Here is a 23,157-nt window from a genome sequence, read left to right on the forward strand (position 1 = left end):
GCCGCCATCGCGAGCAGGCTCGCTCCTACATTGGGCTCATCTCAAATCAACAGATCCAGCGTATCGAACAGCTCGACATCCTCCGGCCGCGCCGAGCGGGCCCGGCGGCGGATGACCTGGAACAGGCAATCGACGAAGCACTGGGCCGCCACCCCCAATTGGGCATTGCGCGGTGTCACGATGCCGATGGTGTCGGTGGCGAAGGTTTCGGCCAGGGCCAGCGGCGCTACCCGTTCGCGGTAGATCGGCACGGTGAGCATCGGCTGCGGAAAGTAGCTGAGCATGTCGGTTTGCTCGATCAGCGATAACGTCAGCTGCGGTGAATGCGCGCGATGGATGTGCTGCATGTCGATCTGCGCGCCGTGCTGCCAGAACAACTCGGTCATCAAGCCTTCGTGGCTGGCGTCCGGGTAATTGACCACCCAGTCCTGATCCAGCAAATCGTGGATGGAACGGCTGTCGCTGCGTGGATGACCGTGGCGGGCCACCACCGCCATCTTGTAGGAACAGATCGGCTCGCAGACGAATTCCGGGCGCGGCAGCAACGAAGACACCAGCCCCACCGCAAACTCCATGGTGCCGTCGCGCAATCGCGGCAGGGTCACCGCCATCAAGCCCTCGAAGACTTCCAGGCGCACACGGGGCATGCGTTGGCGGAACAGCGTGACGACCTCGGGCAACAGGGTCATGCCCATCCACGGAGAGATGCCCAGGCGCAAATGCCCCTCGGCCTGATCGCTCAAGTGGGCCAACTCCAACTGCGCGCGCTCGAGCTGGCTGAGCATCTGCCGCGCATGCTGCAACAGCGATTGACCATATTGGGTCAGCACCACCCCGCTGGCGTTACGCACCAGCAGCGGCAATTGCAGCTGTTCCTCCAGCTCACGCAGGGCCTTGGCCACCGCCGTCTGCGAGACCTCCAGTTGCCGCGCCGCCGCCCGGATACTGCCGCAGTCGGCAATCATCACCAGCGCCCGCAATTGATGCAGCTTCATCCTTTCCTCCCTCACCCTGGGTGTAAACCCTGGGTTTTCAGCCCCGCTTTTTTGCGACTGCCGCGGCCTTCGCCAACTCATTAGGATCGCAGGGTATCAGTCGGACATCCGAAAACGACCAATAAGAACGAGGAATTTTTGATGCTCAACCTGCCCGCGCTGCCCGGCATTCGTGCGCTCGAAGACGAGATGATCGTCCTGCGTCGACACATCCACGCCCACCCGGAACTGAGCTTCGAAGAGTTCGCCACCGCCGATCTGGTGGCGGGCAAACTCACCGAGTGGGGCTTTGATGTGCACCGTGGCCTGGGCGGCACCGGGGTGGTCGGGCTGCTGCGCAATGGCCAGGGCAACAAGATGATCGGCCTGCGCGCCGACATGGACGCGCTGCCGATCATCGAGCAGACAGGCCTGCCCTATACCAGTCGCCACGAAGGCGTGATGCATGCCTGCGGCCACGACGGTCACACGGCGATGTTGCTGGCGGCGGCCCGGTACCTGGCCGAGAGCCGCGAGTTCGACGGCGCCCTGGTGGTGATTTTCCAGCCCGCCGAGGAAGGCGACGGCGGTGCCCAGCGCATGCTCGATGACGGGCTGTTCGAGCGGTTCCCCTGTGATGCGATTTTCGCCATGCACAACATGCCGGGGCTGCCGGTGGGCAAGCTCGGTTTCCTGCCGGGGCCGTTCATGGCCTCGACCGACACCGTGACCATTCGCATCGATGGCGTCGGCGGTCACGGCGCCATGCCGCACAAGGCGGTGGATCCGGTGCTGGCGGGATCGGCCATCGTCATGGCGCTGCAGAGCATCGTCGCGCGCAATGTCGATCCCCTCGACACCGCCGTGGTGACCGTCGGCACATTCCACGCCGGGATCGCCGCCAATGTGATTCCCGATCACGCCGAATTGCAGTTGAGCGTGCGCGCCCTCAAGGCCCAGGTGCGCGATGAGTTGATTGCGCGCATCACCGCTGTGGCGCAAACCCAGGCGGCGAGCTTTGGCGCCCGTGCCACCGTGGAAGTCGACGAAGCGCAACGTTTTCCGGCGCTGTTCAACCATCCGCAAAGCACCGAATTCGCACGGCAGGTGGCGCTGGACTGGGTCGGTGAAGACGGCTTGATTCGCGACATGAAGCCGCTGACCGGCAGCGAGGATTTCGCCGTGATGCTCCAGCGCTGCCCCGGTTGCTACCTGCTGATCGGCAATGGCGACGGCGAAGGCGGCTGCATGGTGCATAACCCCGGCTACGACTTCAACGACGACTGCCTGGCGACGGGTGCCAGTTATTGGGTTCGGCTGGTGGAAACCTTCCTGGCCTGACTGCCCCTCGACCACCTGGTATCGCCCTCGCCTCCTGGAGTTCGTCCCATGTCTACTCCCGTTTCTACTGCTATGCCGGCTGCCCCTGCGGTACGTCGACCGATCGGCGCACGCGCCATCGCGGCCATCACCATTGGCTCGGGCCTTGAGTTCTACGATTTCTCGGTCTACAGCTTTTTCGCCACGCTGATCGGCCGTCAGTTCTTCCCTGTCGAGAGCACGCTGGGGCAGTTGCTGCTGTCGCTGGCGACCTTCGGCGTCGGCTTCGGCATGCGCCCCATCGGCGGCCTGGTGCTGGGCGCCTACGCCGACCGGGTCGGGCGCAAGCCGGCGATGATGCTGACGCTGTGGCTGATGGCCCTGGGTTCGCTGCTGTTCGCCATCGCCCCCACCTATGCGCAAATCGGCATCGCCGCGCCGGTGATCATTGTGCTGGCGCGGCTGATACAGGGCTTCGCCATCGGCGGTGAAGTCGGCGCCTCCACCGCGATGCTGATGGAGCATGCGGACAACAACAGTCGCGGCTTCTACGGCAGCTGGCAGCTGTTCAGCCAGGGCCTGAGCTTCCTGCTCGGCGCGCTGGTGGCCCTGGCACTGAGCTCGACCCTGTCTGCCGAGGCCCTGGAAAGCTGGGGCTGGCGCCTGCCGTTCGTGCTGGGCATCCTGGTGATTCCGGTCGGCGTCTACATTCGCCGCCATCTCAAGGAAACCGCCGGTGAAGCCGCGCCAGGCCATCAGGCGACATCCAGCGTGCGATCGATCTTCACCCGCTATCGTCGAACGGTGCTGACCGGTGTGCTGTTGGTGATCGGCAGCACGGCATCCAGCTACATCGTGCTGGACTACATGACCAACTACAGCGTCACGGTGCTGCACCTGCCGATGAAGATGGGCACCACGGCCGCTTGCCTCGGCGCACTGGTGCAGATCAGCCTGTCGATCTGGGCCGGTCGGCTGAGTGACCGCATCGGCCGTCGCCGCACGGTTGCCCTGGGTGCGATTCCGATGCTGTTGCTGATCTATCCGGCGTTCATGCTGATGAACCAGTACCCCACGCTGGGTACGCTGCTGGCCGTCTCGTTGGTCACCACCCTGTTGCTGGTGTTGATCACTGTGCCGACCCTGGTGCTGATCACCGAACTGTTTCCCCGCGCGATCCGTGCCACCGGGTTGTCGATTGTTTATTGCCTGGGGGTGTCGGTGTTTGGTGGTTTTGCGCAGTTCTTTGCGACCGGGTTGATTGGGCTGACGGGCAATAATAATGCGCCGGCGTTGTATGTGATGGTGTGTTTGGGCCTGACGTTGGTGGGGTTGGCTATGGCGAGGGAGACGGCTGGCAGGGTGCTTGATTGATGTGGGTCTGTTTTTGGGAGGTGTACATATCCGTTATTTAGGTGATGGCCACTTATGGTTCCGCCCTTACGGCGGGTTACTTGGAAAAGCGCCAAGTAACCAAGCGCTTTTATCCCCTGACGTACGGCCCTTCGCTTAGGCTCAGGGTTCCCTCGCTCCGGTATTCATCCGGGGGGATCGCCTCCGGTTTGCTTCGCTGCACCTCCTCTCGATGTGTGCGGCTTCGCCGCACGGCGCTACGCGCCTTCCCCCCGGATGAACACCTCCACTCGGCCTTCCGACGGGGCAGATCAAAATCAAAAGCGAGGCGGCCGACCGGCCGGCCTGATTGCGCTGGGCCCGTGTAGGAGCGAGCTTGCTCGCGATGGACGACAGAACGCCGCGGGGTGTCAGGCTGCCAGCGTTATCGTTGACGACCATCGCGAGCAGGCTCGCTCCTACAGGGGGAACGCGTACGCTTCAAATGACAGGCCGGCCGGTCGGCCGCCTCGTTTTGGCTTTTTGCGGTGCACGCCCCCTCGAGAGGCTTCGTTCCGGTTCTGCCCAGTGGGCACCGCGGCAGGGATGCCGCGGTAGCCGCCCCCGGCCATGGATGGCCGATGGCGGCGGGCCCACGGAGCAGGACCGGAGCGAGGGCATGCCGAGCCACAGCGAGGCACCGAACGAAAGGGGCAAAGCGCTTTGGTTACTTTGGCCCGGGCCGGCGCTCCGGCTTTTCGAAAGTGACCCGCCGTAAGGGCGGAACCATAACTAGCCATCACCTAAGAAACGGATATGCCCCCAATCCAGAGAATCTTATTCAGCCAACCCCACCTGCAACCGCCCCCGATAAGCCAACCCCGCCTGCAACCCAAACGCCACAAGCACCGTCGCAGGCGCGGAGAAGCTGCTCACGCCACTGCCGGCAAACATCAGCCCCAGCCCCAGCGCCGTGGCGCCGAACCAGGCGGTCAGGCCCACCGGGTTGAACGCCGACACCCGGTCCAGTGCCGCGGCGTCGTAACGTCCGTAGACGATCTGCGCCAACGCCACGCCCACCCAGGCCACCACGAAAATGCCCTGATAGGCCAGCGCCTTGAGCAGGTAAGCAAACACATCCGCCAGCATCAGGCCGTAGACGATCACGCCGACCGCCAGCGCCCACACCAGGTACGAAGCGCGCAGGCCGAAGCGGGCGAAGAACGCTTGCATGTTCAGGGTCGCCAGGTAGTAGTTGGCGGTGTTGATCCGGGTTTGCGTGGCCCACACGAACAGCAGCCCCCACAAGCCCATCATCTGCAGGATCGCCATGACCACCGACACTTCGTTAAGCGCGCCTTCGTGGGGGATGCTGCTGACCAGGTAGATGCCTGCCGCACCGTTGAGCAAAAACGTCACCGCGTAGAACGGCATGCCGAAGTTCCAGCGGCCGTGGTATTCGGCGTCCTCGGGTTTGCCGAAACGGGCGTAGTCGAAGGTGAACAGCATCAGGATCCACACGCCCATGTAAGCGACAAAGCAGTCCCACCAGCCGAAGGCGCTGGGAGTGGCCGGGCCGAAGTCCAGCCATTGCGGCTGGTAGCCATAACGGCTGATCGACAGTCCCACCGCCACCAACAGGCCACCGAGGTATACCGGCAGCAGCACGCCGTTGAGCTTGTCCAGCCAGTGCTGCACGCTGCCCAGGATCATCGGCACGCTGTACAGCACCACCAGCAACGCGGCCAGCGGATACACCAGTTCCGGGTACAGGTGATTGAGCGCCACGGCGATCACCGAACCTTCGAACACCGCGTAGTAAATCGCCGTGGAGAAGAAGATCAAGGTCGCCAGGCACGCGCCGGTGCTGCCGAACAACAGCCGCGAAAACAACGCCACCGACAGGCCGCTGCGCACCGCGAAGCGACTGAGCACGCTGTTGACCAGCCCGTAGCTGATCACCGACAGCACCATGCCGATCAGCGCGTTGCGCGCGCCAAAGGACAACGCCAAAGAGGCGCCGACCACGATGTAGAACATCGCGCTGCACACCGCCCACCAGGCCATGGTCAGCGACAGTCGCCCCATGCGTGCGTTGGTTGGAACAGGATGATTGGCCGGGTCTTGCCCGGTTTGACTCGATTGCGATAAAGCAGCCATATGCGTGAACTCCAGAACCAGTCAAAGGTTGAAGCGCGGGCAGCCGCCACCGCACCGAAGTGCGGCGTTGGCTCACCGTTTGGCTTTACCCGCGCAGTGCGGCGGGCAGCATCAGGAAGGGAACAGCTTGCTCAGGCAGCTGAGTTTTTTCTTATAGGAACGTCGCGCTTCCAGCGCTTCTTCGAGGGTCACCGCCACGAAACGGGCTTTCTGGTTCGGTTGCATCTGGCCGATCAGGTCGAGGTCGGCGCTGATCACCGTGCCGATCATCGCGTAGCCGCCACCGGACACCGCATCGCGGTGCAACACGATGGGCTCCAGGCCTGCCGGCACCTGGATCGAGCCGATCGGATAACAGCTGTCGACGATGTTCGACGGATCGGAACCGGCACCGAACGGCTGCTCCCGGGGCTGGAACGTCAGCGCGCTGCCGCCCTTGAAGCGATAGCCGATGCGATCCGCTTCCGAACCGACCGTCCAGGCTTCGGCGAAAAAGCTGTCCGCCGCCGCTGGAGTCAGGCGGTCGTAGTAGAGCCCCGGCACCACGCGCAGGGTGATCTCGCCGCCCAGCGACTGCCGCAACGCCATGGGCAGGCTGGCCCCGGCGCGGCCCTTGCCGCTGGCAACGCCGACGGGCAATTCATCTCCGGCGATCAGGCGACGGCCCTGGAACCCGCCCAGCGCACCCAGCGCATAGGTGGAACGACTGCCCAGCACCAGCGGCACATCGATGCCGCCGGCCACGGCCAGATAAGCCCGTGCGCCAGCCTTGGGGAAGTCAAAACGCAGCACTTGCCCGGCCTTCACCTCGAATGCGGTGTCCAGGTGCATGTCCACGCCATCGACCTTGGGCGTCATGTGCGCACCGCACACCGCCACCAGCGCGTCCTGTTGAAATTCCAGCTCCGGCCCCAGCAGCGTGCACTCCAGCGCGCCGGAGTTGGCCGGGTTGCCCACCAGTTGGTTGGCCGCGCTCAGGGCATATTGGTCCAGCGCCCCGGAAGGCGGGATGCCCAGGTGGTAGTAGCCTTCGCGGCCAAGGTCTTGCACCGAGGTGGCCAGACCGGGTTTGAGTACCTTGATCATGCCAGCACCTCCTGCAGCGACTTGGGATAGCCGACCGGGTCGGCGAGAAACGCATCCAGCGAGAACTCCACCGGGCGGATCCGCAGGTCGAAGCGCCCGGCCTCGACCTCGGCCACCGCCTGGTCATAGGCCTCGCGGTCCATCGGCTTGAATTGCACGATGTCGCCGGGGCGGAAGAACACCATGTGTTCCTTCAGGTACGCCAGGTTCTGCTGTGGGTCGTAGATCGGTGCCGGGGTGACGCCGAACATCTGGTAGCCACCGGCGCCACGCACCGAGTAGATGCAACCGAAGCAGCCGCCATGGCCGAGGGTCAGTTTTGGCGTGTCGGTGCGCGGGCGCAGGTATTTGGGCACCTGCAACTGGCGCTCGCGTTCGACCATCTGGAACATGAATGGCAGGCCGGCGACGAAGCCGACCATCGAGACGAACCAGGGCGCACCACTGTGGGCGGCGATGAACGCCTCGACATCGGCCAGGCCGTTGATTCGCGCGGCGTATTCAAGGTCGGTGGCGCTCGGGTCCTGATGCCGGTCGCGGAAACGCATCAGGGTTTCGTGGGTCCAGGGATCGTTGTACAGCACCGGGATCTCGATGATCCGGGTGTGCAAGGTGCGCTCGGCGACGGCCTCGGCCTCGGCGCCTTTCACCGCTTCGAGCAGGTCGGCCGGGGCAATGCGGTCCGGGTCGAAACGGATCTGGAACGAGGCGTTGGCCAGGCACACATCGAGCACGCCATCGAGCGCCAGGCGCTCCACCGCACGGGTGACCGCCATGCCCTTGAAGAAGGCTTCAAGGGACATGCTGTCGCTGACTTCGGCAAACAGATGCTCGTCGGCGCCAAAGCTGTAGCGAATCGGACTGCTCATGCTTCACCTCCGCTGCGGCGCGCGGCCAGCCAGGTTTCCAAAGTGCCGGTGTGGAAGTCGGCGTTGTGCAGCCAGGATTGCTCCAGCAGTTCACCGTGCAGCGACAGGGTGCTGGCCATGCCGGTGAGTGTGGTCTGCGCCACAGCGATACGGGCGCGGGCCAGGGCTTGTGCGCGATCACCGCCATGGACAATCAGCTTGGCCAGCAGCGAATCATAGTAAGGCGGCACCCGGTAGCCTTCAAAGAGATGGCTGTCGACCCGCACGCCCTCCCCTTGTGGCCAAGCCAGCGATTCCACCAGACCCGGGCTTGGGAAGAAATCCCGCGCCGGGTCTTCGGCGTTCAGGCGCATTTGCAGGGCGGCGCCATTGAGCTGGATATCGCTTTGCTGGAAACCCAGCGGCTCGCCACCGGCGATACGCAACATGGCCTGCACCAGATCGATACCGGTGATCAGCTCGCTGACCGGGTGCTCCACCTGGATCCGCGTGTTCATCTCGATGAAGAAAAACTCGCCGGTGGCGTCTTCGTACAGGTACTCCAGGGTGCCGGCGCCCTTGTAGCCAAGGGCTTCGGTCAGGCGTACGGCGCTGGCGCACAGCGTCTCGCGCTGTTGTGCATTGAGGGCCGGCGACGGCGCTTCTTCGAAGATTTTCTGCCGGCGACGCTGCAGCGAGCATTCGCGCTCGAACAGGTGCACGGCATGCTGACCATCGCCCAGCACCTGCACTTCGATGTGCCGGGCCTTGCCGATGAAACGCTCCAGATACACCGCGCCATTGCCGAAGGCCGCCTGGGCTTCACGCTGGGAACGGGGGAACTCTTCACTCAGCTGCTGGGCGTTTTCCGCCAGGCGAATACCGCGTCCACCGCCGCCGGCCGAGGCCTTGATCAGCAGTGGGAAGCCGACGGATTCGGCAGCCTTGAGCGCCGACTCGACGTCAAACAGCTCATCGGGAGAACCGGGTACCACCGGCACGCCGGCCGCTTGCGCGGTGCGCCGGGCTTCGGCCTTGTCGCCCATGCGCCGGATGGTGTCTGCGCTGGGTCCTACGAAAATCGCGCCGGCGGCGACCACCGCTTCGGCAAAGTCGGCGTTCTCCGAGAGAAAGCCGTAGCCGGGGTGAACGGCGTTGGCGCCGGTGGCTTTCAAGGCGCCGAGCAAGGCCTCGACGTTCAGATAGCTTTTATCGGCGCGGGCCGGGCCGAGGATATGCACCTCGTCGGCCATGCGCGCGGCCATGGAATCGACGTCTGCCTCGCTGCACGCCGCAACGGTGGGGATCCCCAGTTCCTTGGCCGCACGAATGATCCGCACGGCAATCTCGCCACGGTTGGCGATCAGCAGTTTACGAATGCCTTGAGTCATGGTCGTGCCCTCACGCGTCGTCGAGTGTGGCGATGACCTGACCCGGCTCCACCGGATCACCGTCTTCGACCAGAAACGCGCCCAGGCGCCCCGCCGTGCCGGCAGTCAGTTCGGAAAACTGCTTCATGACCTCGATCAGGCCGATCACGGTGTCGGCACTGACCTCGGCGCCCGGCTCGACGTAGTTCGGCGAGTCCGGGGTGGCCTTGCGGTAAAAGGTGCCCGGCAACGGGGTAATAACGGTTTGTTCGGCCATGTCTGTTCCTCTTGGAATAGTTGTAGAAAGGCAGGCAAAAATGAATCGGTGTTTAAACCCTGGCTTCTCTGTGCCTGGTGTTTCGCAGTGATGTTTTGTCCTGGTTCAGCGCGGTGCGCGCACCTTGATCCCGGCGTCATCCAGCGCCTTGCGGGTGGCTTCCACCAGCGCCAGGGCGCCCGGTGTGTCGCTGTGCAGGCAGATGGAATCGAATTCGATCGCCAGGTCTTCGCCCTCGACGGTACGCACCACGCCTTCCTGACAGGCACGCAGCACCCGCGCCGCGACCAGCGCCGGGTCGTAGGCACGCACGTTGCGGGTAAAGACGATGGAGCCGCTGAGGTCGTATTCGCGGTCGGCATAGAACTCGCGGATCACCGGTTGGCCGAGCTCTTTGGCGACGCGCCAGATCACCGAGTTGGGCATGCAATACAGCAGCAACTCAGGCTCCAGACGCTGGAGGTTTTCCACCAGCAGGCGGGCCGCTTCTTCGTCCCGGGCCAGGTGCATGTACAGCGCGCCGTGGGGTTTGATGTGTTGCAGGGCCACGCCTTGGACCCGGGCCAGTTCGCGCAGCGCGCCGAGCTGGTAAAGCATGTCGTCCACCAGTTCCTGGGCCGGTGCATTGATGTGGCGGCGGCCGAAGCCGACCAGATCGCGGAAGCCCGGGTGGGCGCCGATGGCCACGCCCAGGCGCTTGGCCTGTTCGACGGTGCGGCGCATGGTGCCGGGGTCGCCGGCATGGAAACCGGTGGCGATGTTGGCGGTGCTGATGAAGCCCATCAGTTCATTGTCGACGCCATCGCCGATGGTCCACGGGCCAAAGCCTTCGCCCATGTCCGAATTGAAATCTACTGCCTGCATGACGCTTGCTCCTGACGCTTGTGACTTCATGCAGGCCACGTTAAATTCCAGCCGACCCCTTGGGAAGATCTATTATCAGATAGGCCATCTTCTGAAAAACAGATACCTCCAGAATCACAAAAAACCATAGCCCGGAGCTTTCATGTCACTGACCCTGCGCCAGGTCCGCTACTTCGTCGCCACCGCCGAGATCGGGCAAATCTCCCAGGCGGCGATCCATTTGAATATTTCCCAGTCGGCGGTAACCACCGCGATCAAGGAACTGGAAGGCATGCTCGGCGCCCTGCTGTTCCAGCGCTCGGCCCAGGGCATGAGCCTGACCGACGCCGGGCGGCACTTCCTCAATCGTGCCTACGTGATTTTGCGCAGCGTCGACGACGCCCTGAACAGCCCGCTGCCCGACGTGCGCGCCAGCGGCCTGCTGCGGGTGGCGGCCAGCTACACGGTGATCGGTTACTTCCTGCCGCACCATCTGCAACGCCTGGAACACTGGCACCCGGACGTGGCCATCGAAGTGCACGAACGGGAACGCCAGGCGATCGAACAAGGGCTGCTGGAAGGCCAATTCGACATGGCGGTGGTGCTCACGGCGAACCTCACCCACCCGGACATCGTCTCCGAAACCCTGTTCAACTCCGAACGCCGCCTGTGGCTGCCCAGCCACCATCCGCTGTGCGAACGCTCGTCCGTGAGCCTCGCCGATGTGGCCAGGGAGCCGTTCATCCTGCTGACCGTCGACGAGGCCGAACAAAGCGCCATGCGCTACTGGGAACACGCCCATCAGCAGCCCAATGTGCGGGTCCGCACCAGTTCGGTGGAAGCGGTGCGCAGCATGGTGGCCAACGGCAGCGGCGTGGCGATTCTCTCGGACCTGGTGCATCGCCCCTGGTCGCTGGAAGGCAAACGCATCGAGACCGTGACCATCACCGACAAGGTCACCCCCATGAGCGTCGGCCTGGCCTGGCACCGCGAGCGCGAATTCAGCCCGGCGATGCATGCCTTTCGCAATTACTTCCACGATGCGTTTCTGGCGCCGCAACAGCATTCGGCTCGGCGCTGAAGATTTCCAAGGTTCACGGATGTAATCTGTGGCGAGGGAGCTTGCTCCCGCTGGGCCGCGAAGCGGCCCCAAAAAAAGGGACTGCTAAGCAGTCCAGCGGGAGCAAGCTCCCTCGCCACAGAATCAGTGTCCCGCCCAACTGATTGGTATTGACCCGTTTGGCTTCCCACTTTTAAGGATGATCCTGGCATGTCCACCCTCGACGCTTCCCCGCAAGACACTTCCCTGCAAGACACCGCCGCGCCGGATGGCGTCTGCTACGGCTGCGGCGGCAGCAATCCCCACGGGTTGCACATCAAGAGCTACTGGCACGAGGACGGCGTACATGTCGTGGCAGAGCACGTGCCGGACGACAAGTATTGCGGCTGGCCGGACCTGGTCTACGGCGGCCTGATCGCGATGTTGGTCGACTGTCATTCCAACTGGACGGCAATGGCCTACCACTACCGCGCCGAACAGCGCGAAGTCGCCAGCCAGCCACGCATCAACTGTGTCACCGGCAACCTGGGCATCAAGTTCATCAAGCCGACACCCATGGGCGTGCCGCTGACCCTCAAGGCGAAAGTGGAAGGTGACGTCGGGCGCAAGACCCGGGTGATCTGCGAAGTCTTCGCCGGCGACGTGCTCACGGCGGTGGGCGACTCGGTGTTTGTCCGGGTCGACACCGGACAACTGGCTGACGCGGCGCATGGGCGATAGGCCGGCTGCGTCCTTCACCATCCCGTCTCCCCCTGCAACGCAATCCATGAACCGGGTCTGGTTCACTGGATTGCGGGCAAACTGAAAACCACCGTCGATCCGAGAGTTTTCCAATCGAAAACTGAGCCACGTTAGCCACCTATCCTGCTGAGAAACTTCTACAGGGATGTACGGAGGTGATTAGCGCGCAGACTCTGCGAGAACTCAGATACCTGGTGCTGCGCGACGGTGCCTCGGTTCGCGCAGCCTCCCGACAACTATGTATCTCCCGGAATACGGCCAAACGCTGGCTATCCGTGCCGGAATGGATTGAACCTCGTTACCCGCTGCGTATCGCGACGACCGGATTGCTCGACGCTTACAAGGACCATCTGGTGCTCTGGCTCAAGGCAGGCATCCAGGGTGGCGAGCATGATCGGCGCAGCATCGGCAGTTGTTTCGAGTGCCTGCGGGCCATGGGTTTTCCCGGAAGCAAGAGCCTGGTTTACAACTACTGCCGTTCCTGGAAGCTGCAACATCACAACGCCTCACAACTGGTCGAGAACGTGGCCCTTGCATGGAGCGGCAAAGGGCTGACCACCCGAGAACGCGAGGTACTCGCCTGGGTCGGCAGAGGCCGGTCCTGCCGGGAGATTGCGACCTTGATGGGCATCGCCCCTCTTACCGTACGCAAACATCGATGCAACATCCTCGGCAAAGTTGGCCTGCATAGCACGGCACAGTTGGTGGCATTCGCCATCAGCGGACTGCTGCGACCTAGTGGTCGACAGAACCTGCCTGCACTTTCCCGTCTAAGCGCAAGAGAGCGGCAAGTTGTTGCTTTACTTGCCAAAGGATTGACCAGTAAAGAAATCGCAAGATGCCTGGACATCAGCCCTGCAACAGTACGCAAACATCGTGAGAACGCCATGAAGTCCATACGCGCTCATGGCATGGCATCACTTATTTGGCATTCATATGGACTCGATGCCACTTGAGAACTTGCACCGGATCAATACGCCATTGGAGTTATTTAAGTCCCGAGACCCGTCACACAGGATGTTGGTGACGCAGGACTAAGAGCCGTGTCATGCGTTTAGTGGCTCCGTCAATGTGAGCAGCCACGAAGTAAAAGGATCTTTAACGCAGAACAATCAAGGTGAATAAAAATGATCAACTGGAATGGGCAATTCACTCAAATCATCAGAAAGTCCAACCCAACCTTATGGGGTAACTGGACCCTGAGCAGCGAAGTCTCTCCTGGCGCGGTCGGAATACTCGATCCGTTGACAGGCACGTTCAAACTGATTGCCAACAGCCTGCCTGGCATAGGTACGGAGAGCTTTATAAAAACTGCGGTGAGTTCAGATTGGGACACGATGTCCAGTGAAGTCTCGCGAACCGAAAGCGAAGTCGACATGGGGGGCGAAGTCACTGACCCGGAAACCGGCGTTACGGCCAAGGCCGGTATGGAAATCACCTGGAAGTTTGGTCGCGAAGGCTCGATGGTCTCCAAGTGCGCGCTGGACTCGGAGTCGGTACTGAACAATCCGGATGCGGTAGTGGCCAACCAACTCGATTGGCTGGTGCAGCGTGCCTCTCAATCCGGTATGGCCTCCGACAACGGGATTGCACAAGGCTTCGGCATCATTACCAGTGTGTTGTATGCCCGCAGCGGCTTGAACGTCGGCTCCATGGCGCAGGACAACTCATTCTCGTTGAAAGGCAACGCTTCGGCAGTACAGAAGATGGTGGGCGATATCAAGGGCAAGGGTTCATTTACATCGGCAAGTTCCAGCAAGAGCGTCGACAAACACTTGTGGCCGAGTGAGTCGGGGGTATTGGCAACCGGTCCGGCACCGCTGGCGTACACCTTCGCGTCATTCGACGGACGCCTGTTGTTGCCACGCTGGGTGACGCACATCAGTGCCTTTCAGTTGGTCATCAGTAACGCCAACGGCGGTACCTACATCGTTGACGCAAACCTGGCCTATGACACGCCACGCGGGCGCAAGAGCGCAGAAGGTACCGCTTCGGGCGGGCTGACCGTGACCTTCAGCGACATCCCTCTGGACGCCAGCAACGTCGTCCTGCAGTGCGGATTCCGCGGCGTCATGTCCACGGAAAAACACCTTCTCCAATGGAAAAGCCCACGCGGGCAATGGATCGGTGGCGTGCGTCATGTCGACTTGTACGGCGTATGGCCTGGCAGCACACGCGCTATCGATGTCGAGGCTGGAACGGCCTGAGTCAACCATTACCCCACTTCGAGGTTATTGCCATGTCCATTAACTTGAACAGCATCCCGACCACCAATCCGCCTGGCGAAATAAACCTGCGGATTACTTTTCTTTTAAACAAGAAACCCCAGGCCACATTGAATGTCGGCGAGGCATCGAGTTTAACCATCAGGTTCGATTCGATCGGCGTGGGCACTTCTGAACCCATGGCTATTTATCGACAGGAAACACCGGGCGATATTTCAATCGATCCCGGAAACCTGGCTTTTGTGGACAGAAGTGTCAACGCCAAAATTGCCTTGCGCTATGGAAGCCCTGGCGGCACTCAACAGAACATTGTCTTTGTCAGATAGGCCTTGTTCACAAAGAGGGAAAGTTGGCCAACTAAACAAGCCCACCAACTTTCCCGACAACCCGTCACTTCAAACAACGGAAGAACAACACTCAAGGAGTTCATCATGCCAATTGAATTTCATGGCGATGATTTAAACCTCAAAGAAGTCTACTGGGATCATCTTTTGACGCAGCACGGTCTCGACGGCTGCGATGCCGCAATGCAAAACGGATGGCAACGCAAATCAAAATGGTACGGCCAAGAAGAAGATGTAAAAGCGCGGGTCAATTCCGCCTTTGATTCATTTCGCCAGTGGGCAAAGAGCATTGGCACCGTCAGCCTCGACCAGGATGCACGCAAACGAAGTACCTTTGACGTAGATATGGGCGTTCAATGCGGGACCGGTAGAAACGGGGCAGTCACCCAACAGGTTCGCCTGGTGATGGAGATCGCCCATTCAGGCAACACCGTCGTGGTGACTGCATTCCCCTGGTAATTCTCAACAGTCAGGAGTTTTCAAATAGCACTATCTACAGAGCCGAGATTGCGCAGCCGACTGATCGTTGTCAGTCGGCTGTCGCATTTCCACGGTTCACAACTATCAGCTTGGCTCGACTAACCCGCAGTCATCCCCACTCACTGGGGAATTTGCCCCGAAATTGGCTTTACCCCCCGATTCAAGACCGCTGCCTGGCGGCCCGAATGCCCTCAACGGCTGACGGCTCTGGCTTGTGGCCCCGTCGCCGGTTTGGCATGAACCATGCTGGAGTTACTTCAGGCTCAACTTAAGTTACTTCAGGCTCGACGTAGAAGTTCAGCTCGCTGCACAGGGAAATGAAACACCTACAGGACATTGCCCATGGCTGCCATATCAGCATTGTTCAATCGCCTGCCTCAGGAAGCCGTCGACGCCATCGCGCCCACACGGCAATTCAGCCTGCTGCGCTGGTTTTCGCTGATCAGTTTCTTCCTCGTCAGCATCATCGCCTTTGGCCTGGGCACAGTCTCGACCCAATACCTGATGATCGAAAGCCTGGAGCGCGATGCCCTGCTGTCGGCGCAGTTCATCCAGACCATCGCAACCGGCGAGATACGCCATCACGGCCTGACTGGAATGCGCATGGGCGATGTGCTGGCGACCACCTCCTACGGAATGCTCTCGCAGGAAATGTCGCAGAACCGGGATCGTGCGCGCTCCGAGTTCCTCGACCACCTTTCACACCTCCCGGACTCGCTGCTGATCAGCCTCTACTCGCCGCAGCGGACGGTGATCTGGTCGACCAACCCGGATTTGATCGGCAAGCAATTTCTGAACGACGAGGCGCTTGAAGCCGCCTTCAATGCCAAGGACCGGGTTTCCACCAAATACAGCGCGGCCGACGAAGCCCGCCCCGAGCAGCAGTTTTTGCATCCGCCGAAAATGTTCTTCATCGAGAGCTATATCCCTCTGATGGATGACCTGGGCAACACGCTGGTGATGGTGGAAATCTACAAGGAGCCATTCGACCTGATCGAACGGCTCGACCGCGGCCACTGGATCATCTGGCTGTCCACGGCACTGGGTGGGGTGCTGCTGTACTTCGGGCTTTACTGGATCGTGCGGCGTGCATCGGCGCAACTGCAGTCGCAGGAGGCGCAACTGGTGGCCAACAAGACCTATGCCGGGCTGATCGAGATGTCCACGGCGGTGGCCCACAGCCTGCGCAACCCGCTGGCCTGCATCCGTTCCAGTGCAGAACTGGCCGATGAAGTGGAAGGCCAGCCCGCGCGCAAGAACATTGCCGACATCGTCAGCCAGGTGGATCGGATGTCGAAGTGGGTGCATGAATTGCTGCTGTGCCTGCGGCCGATTCGCGGCGAGGCTGAATTGGTGGAGCCGATGGTGGTGGCGCAGGCCACGCTGGGCAGCTTCAGCACGCAGCTGGGCCAATCGGGCATCCAGGTGATTTTCAGCAACGAGCCGACGCCCCGGGTGGTGAGCAATCCGCTGCTGCTCTCGCAAATCCTCAACAGCCTGATCGCCCATGCCATCGAAGCCATGCCTGCGGGAGGGATATTGACCATCGAGCCGGAAATGGACGAAACCCAGCAATGGCTGCACCTGAACGTCTATGACACCGGGGATGGCCTGGGCCGGCAGCAGGAATTGATGGCCTTCAAATCCTTCTACACGACCAAGGACGGCAGGCTCGGCATTGGTCTGATCATGGTCAAGCAGATCATGGAAAGCTTTGGCGGCGAGGCCAGCCTGAGCAGCCATGAACGCAAGGGCACGACCATGCGCCTGACCTTCAAAGTGGTGGAAAGAAAGGTCAATGCACTGCGCAAATCGGCCTAGTCGGCACGCCCTCGTATCAGTGCTGACAGCGTGTTGCCGGGCATGTGGTAACGTGCGGCCATCCTCACGTGGAAGTCACCGCCCATGTCTACCCTCGACAGCCTTCTCGCCTTCACCTTCGCCGCCACTGTACTGACCCTGACACCCGGTCTCGATACCGCTTTGGTCCTGCGAACCGCGACGGTCGAAGGCAGGCAACAGGCATTTCGCGCGGCACTGGGCATCAATGCCGGCTGCCTGCTGTGGGGCGCCGCTGTCGCCTTTGGCCTGGGCGCCTTGATCGCGGTCTCGGAACTGGCGTTCAACCTGTTGAAATACTGCGGCGCCGGCTACCTGGCCTGGCTGGGGCTGAACATGCTGCTGCGTCCACGACGCTCACTCTCCCCCCTCGAACCCGATGCAAAGCCCAATGCCAACTGGTTTTTCAAGGGCATGATGGGCAACGTGCTCAATCCCAAGGTCGGCATTTTCTACGTCTCTTTCCTGCCGCAGTTCATCCCCCAGGGGCACAACCTGATTGCCTGGACATTTGGCTTGGTGAGCATTCACGTGGTGCTCGGCCTGCTCTGGTCCGCCACCCTGATCGGCGCGACCCAGCCACTGGCCAGCGTTCTGCGGCGCGAACGGGTGATCAAATGGATGGATCGCACAACGGGCATGATCTTTGTGCTGTTCGCTGCCCGGCTGGCCTTCAGCAAGCGTTGAGGTTTCGACGCGCCCCCCTGTAGGAGCGAGCTTGCTCGCGATGAGGCCGGCAGCCTCAACCTCTTCATTGCCTGACCCACCGCCATCGCGAGCAGGCTCGCTCCTACAGTTTGATCTTCAGTGACCACAGGTCCCATGGCCACCACCGCCCCCTGTAGGAGCGAGCTTGCTCGCGATGAGGCCGGCACATTCAACATCAATGGTGCCTGGCACGCCGCCATCGCGAGCAGGCTCGCTCCCACAGGTCATGCGTCAAACCCAAATCACTGGCGTCGCGCCGGCTCGGCTTCGTGCAGGTAACGGGTGAAGGTTTCCGCCGGAGGTGTGGTGCCTTGCCGCAGCAGAATCAGGCCTACGGCACCCCGGTGGTAGGCGCCATGGGTAATGACGTGGAGCAGTATTTCCTCGCGCGTCATACGACCCGGCTTGCCATCGGTGAAGGTGAAGACGATCCGTTCCTGAAGCTGCGCGGCGGTCAGCGAACTGGCGTAGTCGATGTACCAGGCATCCAGTTCGCTGATCTGCACCGTGAGATCAGCCAGCATCGGGGTTTCAGGGGTATTGGCCGCCGCGTAGCGGTGCGTCGTGCCCGTCAGGTGCGCCCTGAAGATCTGATCGACGACATGGGTGTGGTTCATCGTGCGAATGGCGGTCAAGCCATCGGGATGACTGGCATCCAGGCCCGACCTGGCCAGATCGGCGAGAATTTCCCGATTGGACTTGGCCTTGAATTTAAACAGTGCTGCAAACATGAAAAAACCCGTATGTGCAAAGAAGGTAGATAGAGCCGTGCCACGCCTCGGTGATTACACGGCCGCCAACGTCGGATAGTCGGTGTAGCCGTTGTCCTGCCCGGACTGCAGCGTGTTCATATCCAGCTCGTTCAGCCCGGCGCCCCGGCGGAATCGCTCGACCAGATCCGGGTTGGCCGCGAACAGCCTTGCGAATGCAACCATATCCAGCTTGCCGCTGCTCAGCGCCTCATTGGCCTGGTCGAAGTCATAACCGTTGTTGCCGATGACCGGCCCCTTGAACAGCGAACGCAATTGGCGAAAGTCCAGGCCCGGAACGTCCCGACTCGCCAGCAACTCACCCTCGGCAAAATGCAGGTAGGCCAGGCCGAATGTGTCCAGCTGCCGGACCGCATGGCTATAGAGCGCCTCGGGATTGCTGTCGCTGATATCGCCATAGGTCGATTGCGGGGAAAAACGCACGCCGATCTTGTCTGCGCCCCATACCGGTGCCTGGACAATCTCCAGCAACAGGCGACAACGATTTTCCACGGAGCCGCCATAGCGGTCGGTTCGCTGGTTGGTGCCATCGCGCAGGAACTGATCGAGCAGGAATCCGTTGCCGGCGTGGACTTCGATGCCGTCGAATCCCGCAGCCTTTGCCTTCAAGGCGGCCTGGTAGTACTGCTCGATGATCTGCGGGATTTCCCCGGTTTCCAGGGCGCGCGGCACAGGTACCGGCTGGGGACCGGTGTCGGTATAAACCTCGATGTCGGGGCGTATGGCCGATGGCGCCACCGGCAGTTCTGCGTTTTCCTGCAGATCCGGGTGAGAACTTCTGCCGCAGTGCCACAGTTGCATGAAGATGACGCCGCCGCCCTGGTGTACGCGCTGGACAATCGCTTGCCAGGCCAGCATTTGCTCATGGGTATAAATGCCCGGCGAGTTGCGGTAACCCTTGCCTTGGCGGGAAATCTGCGCCGACTCGGTAATGATCATGCCCGCCCCGGCCCGTTGACCGTAGTACTCGGTCATCAGCGCAGTGGGCATGTCATCGGCGGTGGCGCGCGCACGGGACATCGGCGACATCACCACCCGATTGCGTAGACGATAGGGACCCACCTTTATTTCGCGCAACAGCGGGCTCTGCGTGCGATCAACAGATTGCTGCATCCAAACCTCGATCAATAAGTGTTTGCGACAAGGCACGGGGTTCGCGCCTTGGGAATTCTTGAGGGTGAATCCGGCGAGCAGGCTCCCGGACCGACAGGGATGCTCGTTGCTCTTTTTACGGGGTTGCTTACTGGGTCTTGGCGAAATCGAACGGGCCTTTGGAGGTCACGAAGAACAGGCATTCGGTTTGCGAAATGCATTTGGTGACATGGGGTTCGCCGCCCTTCTGATACCAGTACGAACCCGCTGCCAATGGATGATCGGCGCCGGTGGTGGTTGGCTCGTTGGCCACGACACCGTTGATCACCACGCCGTAGTAGCTGTAGCTATGGGTGTGCAGCGGGCTGGCGGTATTGCCTGCCATTTTGATGAAGTTGCTGTGTGCTCCAGTGGCGGGGTCACCCCAACCGTTGGCGATCGTCAGGCCTTCCTTGTTTTGGTAAAAGTGCATCGTCGTCACCGGGACGATGACAGAGCTGTCAGCACCCGACTCTGAAGCGGCGAAGGCTGCCGGAACCAACAAAAGCGAGGTCATGAGCGAAGCGATGGCAAGGATTCGAGTGGGCATGTTCAGTACCTTCAGGTGAATCTGGATGGCTGGATTCTGGCAGTTTTGCCATTGGGCCCATTATCCGAACCAAGGTTTGAACGCAGAATGCCCAGCTTTGGCAATGGGGCATTTCAGTTTTTGAAATAGCGCCCTGAAAGCCAGGCGCCACCTGCCTTGCAGCGGCATTGACCAGACCGGGATGCGGCCGTTACGCCTATGGTCGAATTGCGCGGTCCGGCCCTGGCCAGACCTGTCCGGACGCCGAGCTGATCCGGCCTGATGCCAGTCAGTTAATCGGCCTACACTTGCTGCACGAAGAGAGATTTTTCCAACGGCTTTTCCCGATGATCACGGACTCAAATCGATGGCAAACGATGCAAAGGTCGAATCAAAAAATGCGACTTTGATCGCGCATGAGACTGAGGCTCTGTTCGAACCCGCCTCCGCTCTCGATGCTGATCACAAGGGCATCTGGCGCACACGGACCTGGGCGCGTCAGCTGAGCAACTCGACCCAGTTCGTGATCGCCGCAGCGGTGATCCTGGGGCTGACCATGTTGTTCGTCGGCAATCTGGTGAGTGAGCGCATCGAAAATGCCGCGGTCAACAGCGCGGCGGCGGCAGGCGCCCAGTACATGGCGACGTTTCTGGAGCCCTATGTGCAGGAGATGAGTCGGGACAACAGCCTCTCGGATGCCAGCGTCCAGTCCCTGGACCGACTGACCCAAAGCCATTCGCTGAAACAGCACATCGTCTCGATCAAGATCTGGCGGGCCGATGGCACGGTGGTTTACAGCACCAATAAAGCCATCACCAACCAGCAATACCCGCTGGAACATGTCGGCGAGGCGCTCAAGGGCAAGGTCGTCACCGACGTTGAAGACCCCTCCCAGGACGAGAACGAGTGGGAGCGCAAACTCGATTTGCCGCTGTATGAGATTTACGCGCCCCTGCGCGATACCGGCTCCAGCAAGGTCATTGCGGTGGGCGAGTTTTATGAGAAGGCCGAGAGCCTGAAGCTGGAGATCAATCGCGTCCGCCAGGAGGTCTGGGCGGTGGTGGGCGCCGCGACGCTGGCCATGCTGACGCTGCTGTTTTTCATCGTGCGCCGTGGCGACAAGATCATCCAGCGCCAGCAAGTGGCACTGCGCTTGCGGCTGCAGGAGCAAACCCGCCTGCACATCAGCAATGCCGAACTGCAGCGCAAGATGGCCACGGCGACCCAGGAGTTTTCCCGGGTCAACGAACTCACCTTGCGGCGCATTGGCGCGGACCTGCACGATGGGCCGGCGCAATTATTGACCCTGATTCTGATCCGCCTCGACGACCTGGCTGAAAACTGCTCGGCTGTGGATCAGGAGTCGATGGAAACCATTCGCGGCGCCGCCACCGACGCATTGCGTGAGGTCCGCGATTTGTCACGGGGCCTGGCCCTTCCGGAAATCAACGACTTGAGCCTGGTGGAACAACTGGAACTGGTTGCGCAACGGCACGAGCAACGCACCGGCACCCGGGTCACCCTGAACCTGGGGCCACTGCCAAAGGTCACCTCGTTGCCGCTCAAGCTCTGCCTGTACCGTTTTGTGCAGGAAATCCTCAACAACGCCTACCGTCATGCCAACGGCGAGGGCCAGGTCATCCAGGCCATATACGTTAACGGGATCCTGAATATCAGCGTCAGGGACAGTGGACCGGGCATGGCCGCGGACGCCTTGCAGCTCGATACCACCGGCAGGAGCCGACTGGGGCTCGCTGGCTTGCGCTATCGCGTCGAATCCCTGGGCGGGTTGTTCAGCATCGACTCCAGTGCCTCTGGCACGTCGGTCAATGCGCAGTTCCGGCTTTAGTCAGTCGCCGCGGGTATCCACAGGTGTGTCCCCGGCGCCGAAACGAAGGCGCTCGAGCGCCTCGTGCTCCCAATAATGGCGCAGCACCGTGACCGCTTCGACGCGATTTCGGGCGTTGAGTTTTTGCATCACGCAGCCCATGTGGTGCTTGACGGTCTTTTCACTGATCAGAAGCTTGGTCGCCACCTCCCTGTTGGTCAGTCCCTTTGAGACCTCACGAATCACCTCCTCCTCGCGCGGGGTCAGATCGAACTTCTGCACCTGTGCTTCGTGCTTCTTGCTGTTGCTCTGCAGTTTGTCGGCAAGCTCCTGGGAGATGAACGTCTCACCCCTGGCGACCGCCCTGACCGCCTCGACCAGTTGCGGCCCGCTGACCCCTTTCAATACATAGCCGCTCGCGCCGGCCTCCAGCGCCAGAAAGGCATCGTTTTCGGACTCCGAAACCGTCAGCATCATCACCTTCACGCCCACCAGCTCAGTGGCAATGAAGCGCACCGTGGCGAACACATCGCCCGGCATATTGACGTCCATCAGCATCACGTCCGGGCGCACCCTTTGCGCAATCTCCCTGGCATCGTCCGCACTGGCACCCTGCTCCACGACCTGCAGATCCGGGCGCCTTTTCAAGGTATTGGCGACGCCTTCGCGCAACAACGGATGATCGTCGACAATGCCGATGCGAATGGATGGCCCCATGACGCGCTCCCGAATGGATTTGCTCTCTTATATCCATAGATTAATAGCAGGGAACCGGGGATGACGCTGCCCATCAGTCGTACATCCGACCAACAACCGGCTGTCGGGAGCAAGCCTGGGTGAACTCACAGACCGTGGCGAACGGCGATCCCGATCAGCACGAGAAAACACACCAATTGGACGCAAAAAAAGCTGAACCGCCACGCCACGAACCTGTCGGTCTGCACATGGCAGACATGAACCATGGACTGGCACACCCGGGCGACCAGGACAATCGTGCACAGGTAGTTCACCGCCAGGCCGCTGATATCGAGGACGGAAATCACCAGCACGATGGCACCGAACACCGGCAGATTCTCCACGCAGTTGGCGTGAGCCCTTGTCCCCCGTCGATACCAATCCTCGCCTTCGAGCTGATCGCTGTGAAAAGAGCCGATCGGCACCTTCGAGAACAGGATGCCGACCCAGCGATACACCCCGACGGTGGCCATCAACAGCAGCAAGGTCCAGGTCGCGAACCCCAGCAACATCCACATCGGTATGGTCATGGCGGCCCTCCTCGATCAACTGTGTTC

At 61.3% G+C, this 23,157-nt stretch carries 23 protein-coding genes; 11 read left to right on the top strand and 12 right to left on the bottom strand.

From position 1 onward, the window contains the following. Positions 1–41 precede the first annotated feature (41 nt). Positions 42–995 (bottom strand): LysR substrate-binding domain-containing protein, encoded by a 954-nt coding sequence (locus tag ABTV29_RS19470; RefSeq protein WP_433766317.1) that lies wholly within the window; start codon positions 993–995, stop codon positions 42–44. Between the two features lie 141 nt (positions 996–1,136). Here ABTV29_RS19470 and ABTV29_RS19475 point away from each other — a divergent pair, with 141 nt between their 5' ends. Then, positions 1,137–2,315, top strand: coding sequence for a M20 aminoacylase family protein (locus tag ABTV29_RS19475; protein ID WP_433766318.1), 1,179 nt, complete (start codon positions 1,137–1,139; stop codon positions 2,313–2,315). 48 nt (positions 2,316–2,363) lie between these two features. Next, a complete protein-coding gene (locus ABTV29_RS19480) occupies positions 2,364–3,668 on the top strand; it encodes an MFS transporter (protein ID WP_433766319.1) in 1,305 nt (434 codons plus the stop codon). 795 nt (positions 3,669–4,463) lie between these two features. Here the strand turns inward: ABTV29_RS19480 and ABTV29_RS19485 are convergent. The 6 genes from ABTV29_RS19485 to ABTV29_RS19510 form a co-directional block, all read right to left on the bottom strand. Continuing rightward, on the bottom strand, positions 4,464–5,786 hold the full coding sequence (locus tag ABTV29_RS19485; protein WP_433766320.1) for a purine-cytosine permease family protein: 1,323 nt from the start codon (positions 5,784–5,786) through the stop codon (positions 4,464–4,466). Positions 5,787–5,897: 111 nt separating this feature from the next. Beyond that, positions 5,898–6,872 carry a biotin-dependent carboxyltransferase family protein gene (locus tag ABTV29_RS19490; protein ID WP_433766321.1) on the bottom strand — a complete coding sequence of 325 codons (975 nt, stop codon included), beginning with the start codon at positions 6,870–6,872 and terminating at the stop codon, positions 5,898–5,900. Next, on the bottom strand, positions 6,869–7,741 hold the full coding sequence (locus tag ABTV29_RS19495; protein ID WP_433766322.1) for a 5-oxoprolinase subunit B family protein: 873 nt from the start codon (positions 7,739–7,741) through the stop codon (positions 6,869–6,871). Before ABTV29_RS19495 ends, ABTV29_RS19490 begins: the two co-directional genes overlap by 4 nt. Continuing rightward, positions 7,738–9,111 carry an acetyl-CoA carboxylase biotin carboxylase subunit gene (locus ABTV29_RS19500; protein ID WP_433766323.1) on the bottom strand — a complete coding sequence of 458 codons (1,374 nt, stop codon included), beginning with the start codon at positions 9,109–9,111 and terminating at the stop codon, positions 7,738–7,740. The genes ABTV29_RS19495 and ABTV29_RS19500 overlap by 4 nt, the downstream gene beginning before the upstream one ends. 10 nt (positions 9,112–9,121) lie before the next feature. Continuing rightward, a complete protein-coding gene (locus tag ABTV29_RS19505) occupies positions 9,122–9,367 on the bottom strand; it encodes an acetyl-CoA carboxylase (protein ID WP_433766324.1) in 246 nt (81 codons plus the stop codon). Between the two features lie 105 nt (positions 9,368–9,472). Beyond that, positions 9,473–10,231, bottom strand: coding sequence for a 5-oxoprolinase subunit PxpA (locus tag ABTV29_RS19510; protein WP_433766325.1), 759 nt, complete (start codon positions 10,229–10,231; stop codon positions 9,473–9,475). Positions 10,232–10,373: 142 nt separating this feature from the next. Here ABTV29_RS19510 and ABTV29_RS19515 point away from each other — a divergent pair, with 142 nt between their 5' ends. The 8 genes from ABTV29_RS19515 to ABTV29_RS19550 all read left to right on the top strand — a co-directional run bounded on the left by ABTV29_RS19515 (position 10,374) and on the right by ABTV29_RS19550 (position 17,586). Next, positions 10,374–11,291 (top strand): LysR family transcriptional regulator, encoded by a 918-nt coding sequence (locus ABTV29_RS19515; protein ID WP_433766326.1) that lies wholly within the window; start codon positions 10,374–10,376, stop codon positions 11,289–11,291. A 189-nt stretch (positions 11,292–11,480) separates the two neighbouring features. After that, complete coding sequence (locus ABTV29_RS19520) at positions 11,481–11,990, top strand: PaaI family thioesterase (protein ID WP_433766327.1); 510 nt, start codon at positions 11,481–11,483, stop codon at positions 11,988–11,990. Positions 11,991–12,166: 176 nt separating this feature from the next. Then, on the top strand, positions 12,167–12,967 hold the full coding sequence (locus ABTV29_RS19525) for a LuxR C-terminal-related transcriptional regulator (protein ID WP_433766328.1): 801 nt from the start codon (positions 12,167–12,169) through the stop codon (positions 12,965–12,967). Positions 12,968–13,138: 171 nt separating this feature from the next. After that, positions 13,139–14,218 carry a hypothetical protein gene (locus ABTV29_RS19530; protein WP_433766329.1) on the top strand — a complete coding sequence of 360 codons (1,080 nt, stop codon included), beginning with the start codon at positions 13,139–13,141 and terminating at the stop codon, positions 14,216–14,218. Between the two features lie 32 nt (positions 14,219–14,250). Beyond that, complete coding sequence (locus ABTV29_RS19535) at positions 14,251–14,562, top strand: hypothetical protein (protein WP_433766330.1); 312 nt, start codon at positions 14,251–14,253, stop codon at positions 14,560–14,562. A 105-nt stretch (positions 14,563–14,667) separates the two neighbouring features. Beyond that, entirely contained in the window at positions 14,668–15,039 is a 372-nt protein-coding gene (locus tag ABTV29_RS19540; RefSeq protein ID WP_433766331.1) for a hypothetical protein, read from the top strand. A 363-nt stretch (positions 15,040–15,402) separates the two neighbouring features. After that, a complete protein-coding gene (locus tag ABTV29_RS19545) occupies positions 15,403–16,881 on the top strand; it encodes a sensor histidine kinase (RefSeq protein WP_433766332.1) in 1,479 nt (492 codons plus the stop codon). A gap of 84 nt (positions 16,882–16,965) precedes the next feature. Further along, the gene (locus ABTV29_RS19550) at positions 16,966–17,586 is read left to right on the top strand and encodes a LysE family translocator (protein WP_433766333.1); all 621 of its coding nucleotides are present in this window, start codon (positions 16,966–16,968) and stop codon (positions 17,584–17,586) included. Between the two features lie 263 nt (positions 17,587–17,849). Here ABTV29_RS19550 and ABTV29_RS19555 read toward each other — a convergent pair whose 3' ends face one another. The 3 genes from ABTV29_RS19555 to ABTV29_RS19565 all read right to left on the bottom strand — a co-directional run bounded on the left by ABTV29_RS19555 (position 17,850) and on the right by ABTV29_RS19565 (position 19,941). Beyond that, entirely contained in the window at positions 17,850–18,338 is a 489-nt protein-coding gene (locus tag ABTV29_RS19555) for a DinB family protein (protein WP_433766334.1), read from the bottom strand. Positions 18,339–18,392: 54 nt separating this feature from the next. Continuing rightward, complete coding sequence (locus tag ABTV29_RS19560) at positions 18,393–19,490, bottom strand: alkene reductase (protein ID WP_433766335.1); 1,098 nt, start codon at positions 19,488–19,490, stop codon at positions 18,393–18,395. Between the two features lie 127 nt (positions 19,491–19,617). Next, entirely contained in the window at positions 19,618–19,941 is a 324-nt protein-coding gene (locus tag ABTV29_RS19565) for a DUF4437 domain-containing protein (protein WP_433766336.1), read from the bottom strand. A 463-nt stretch (positions 19,942–20,404) separates the two neighbouring features. Between ABTV29_RS19565 and ABTV29_RS19570 the strand changes: the two genes are divergently transcribed. Continuing rightward, positions 20,405–21,886, top strand: a complete 1,482-nt coding sequence (locus ABTV29_RS19570) for a sensor histidine kinase (RefSeq protein ID WP_433766337.1) — start codon at positions 20,405–20,407, stop codon at positions 21,884–21,886. Here ABTV29_RS19570 and ABTV29_RS19575 read toward each other — a convergent pair whose 3' ends face one another. Further along, positions 21,887–22,582, bottom strand: a complete 696-nt coding sequence (locus ABTV29_RS19575; RefSeq protein WP_433766338.1) for a response regulator — start codon at positions 22,580–22,582, stop codon at positions 21,887–21,889. It abuts the gene before it with no gap. 125 nt (positions 22,583–22,707) lie between these two features. Beyond that, positions 22,708–23,130, bottom strand: a complete 423-nt coding sequence (locus tag ABTV29_RS19580) for an MAPEG family protein (protein ID WP_433766339.1) — start codon at positions 23,128–23,130, stop codon at positions 22,708–22,710. Positions 23,131–23,157 lie beyond the last annotated feature (27 nt).

Origin of the sequence: Pseudomonas putida, assembly GCF_050989985.1 — a bacterium.
GTDB classification, from domain to species: Bacteria; Pseudomonadota; Gammaproteobacteria; order Pseudomonadales; family Pseudomonadaceae; genus Aquipseudomonas; species Aquipseudomonas putida_AI.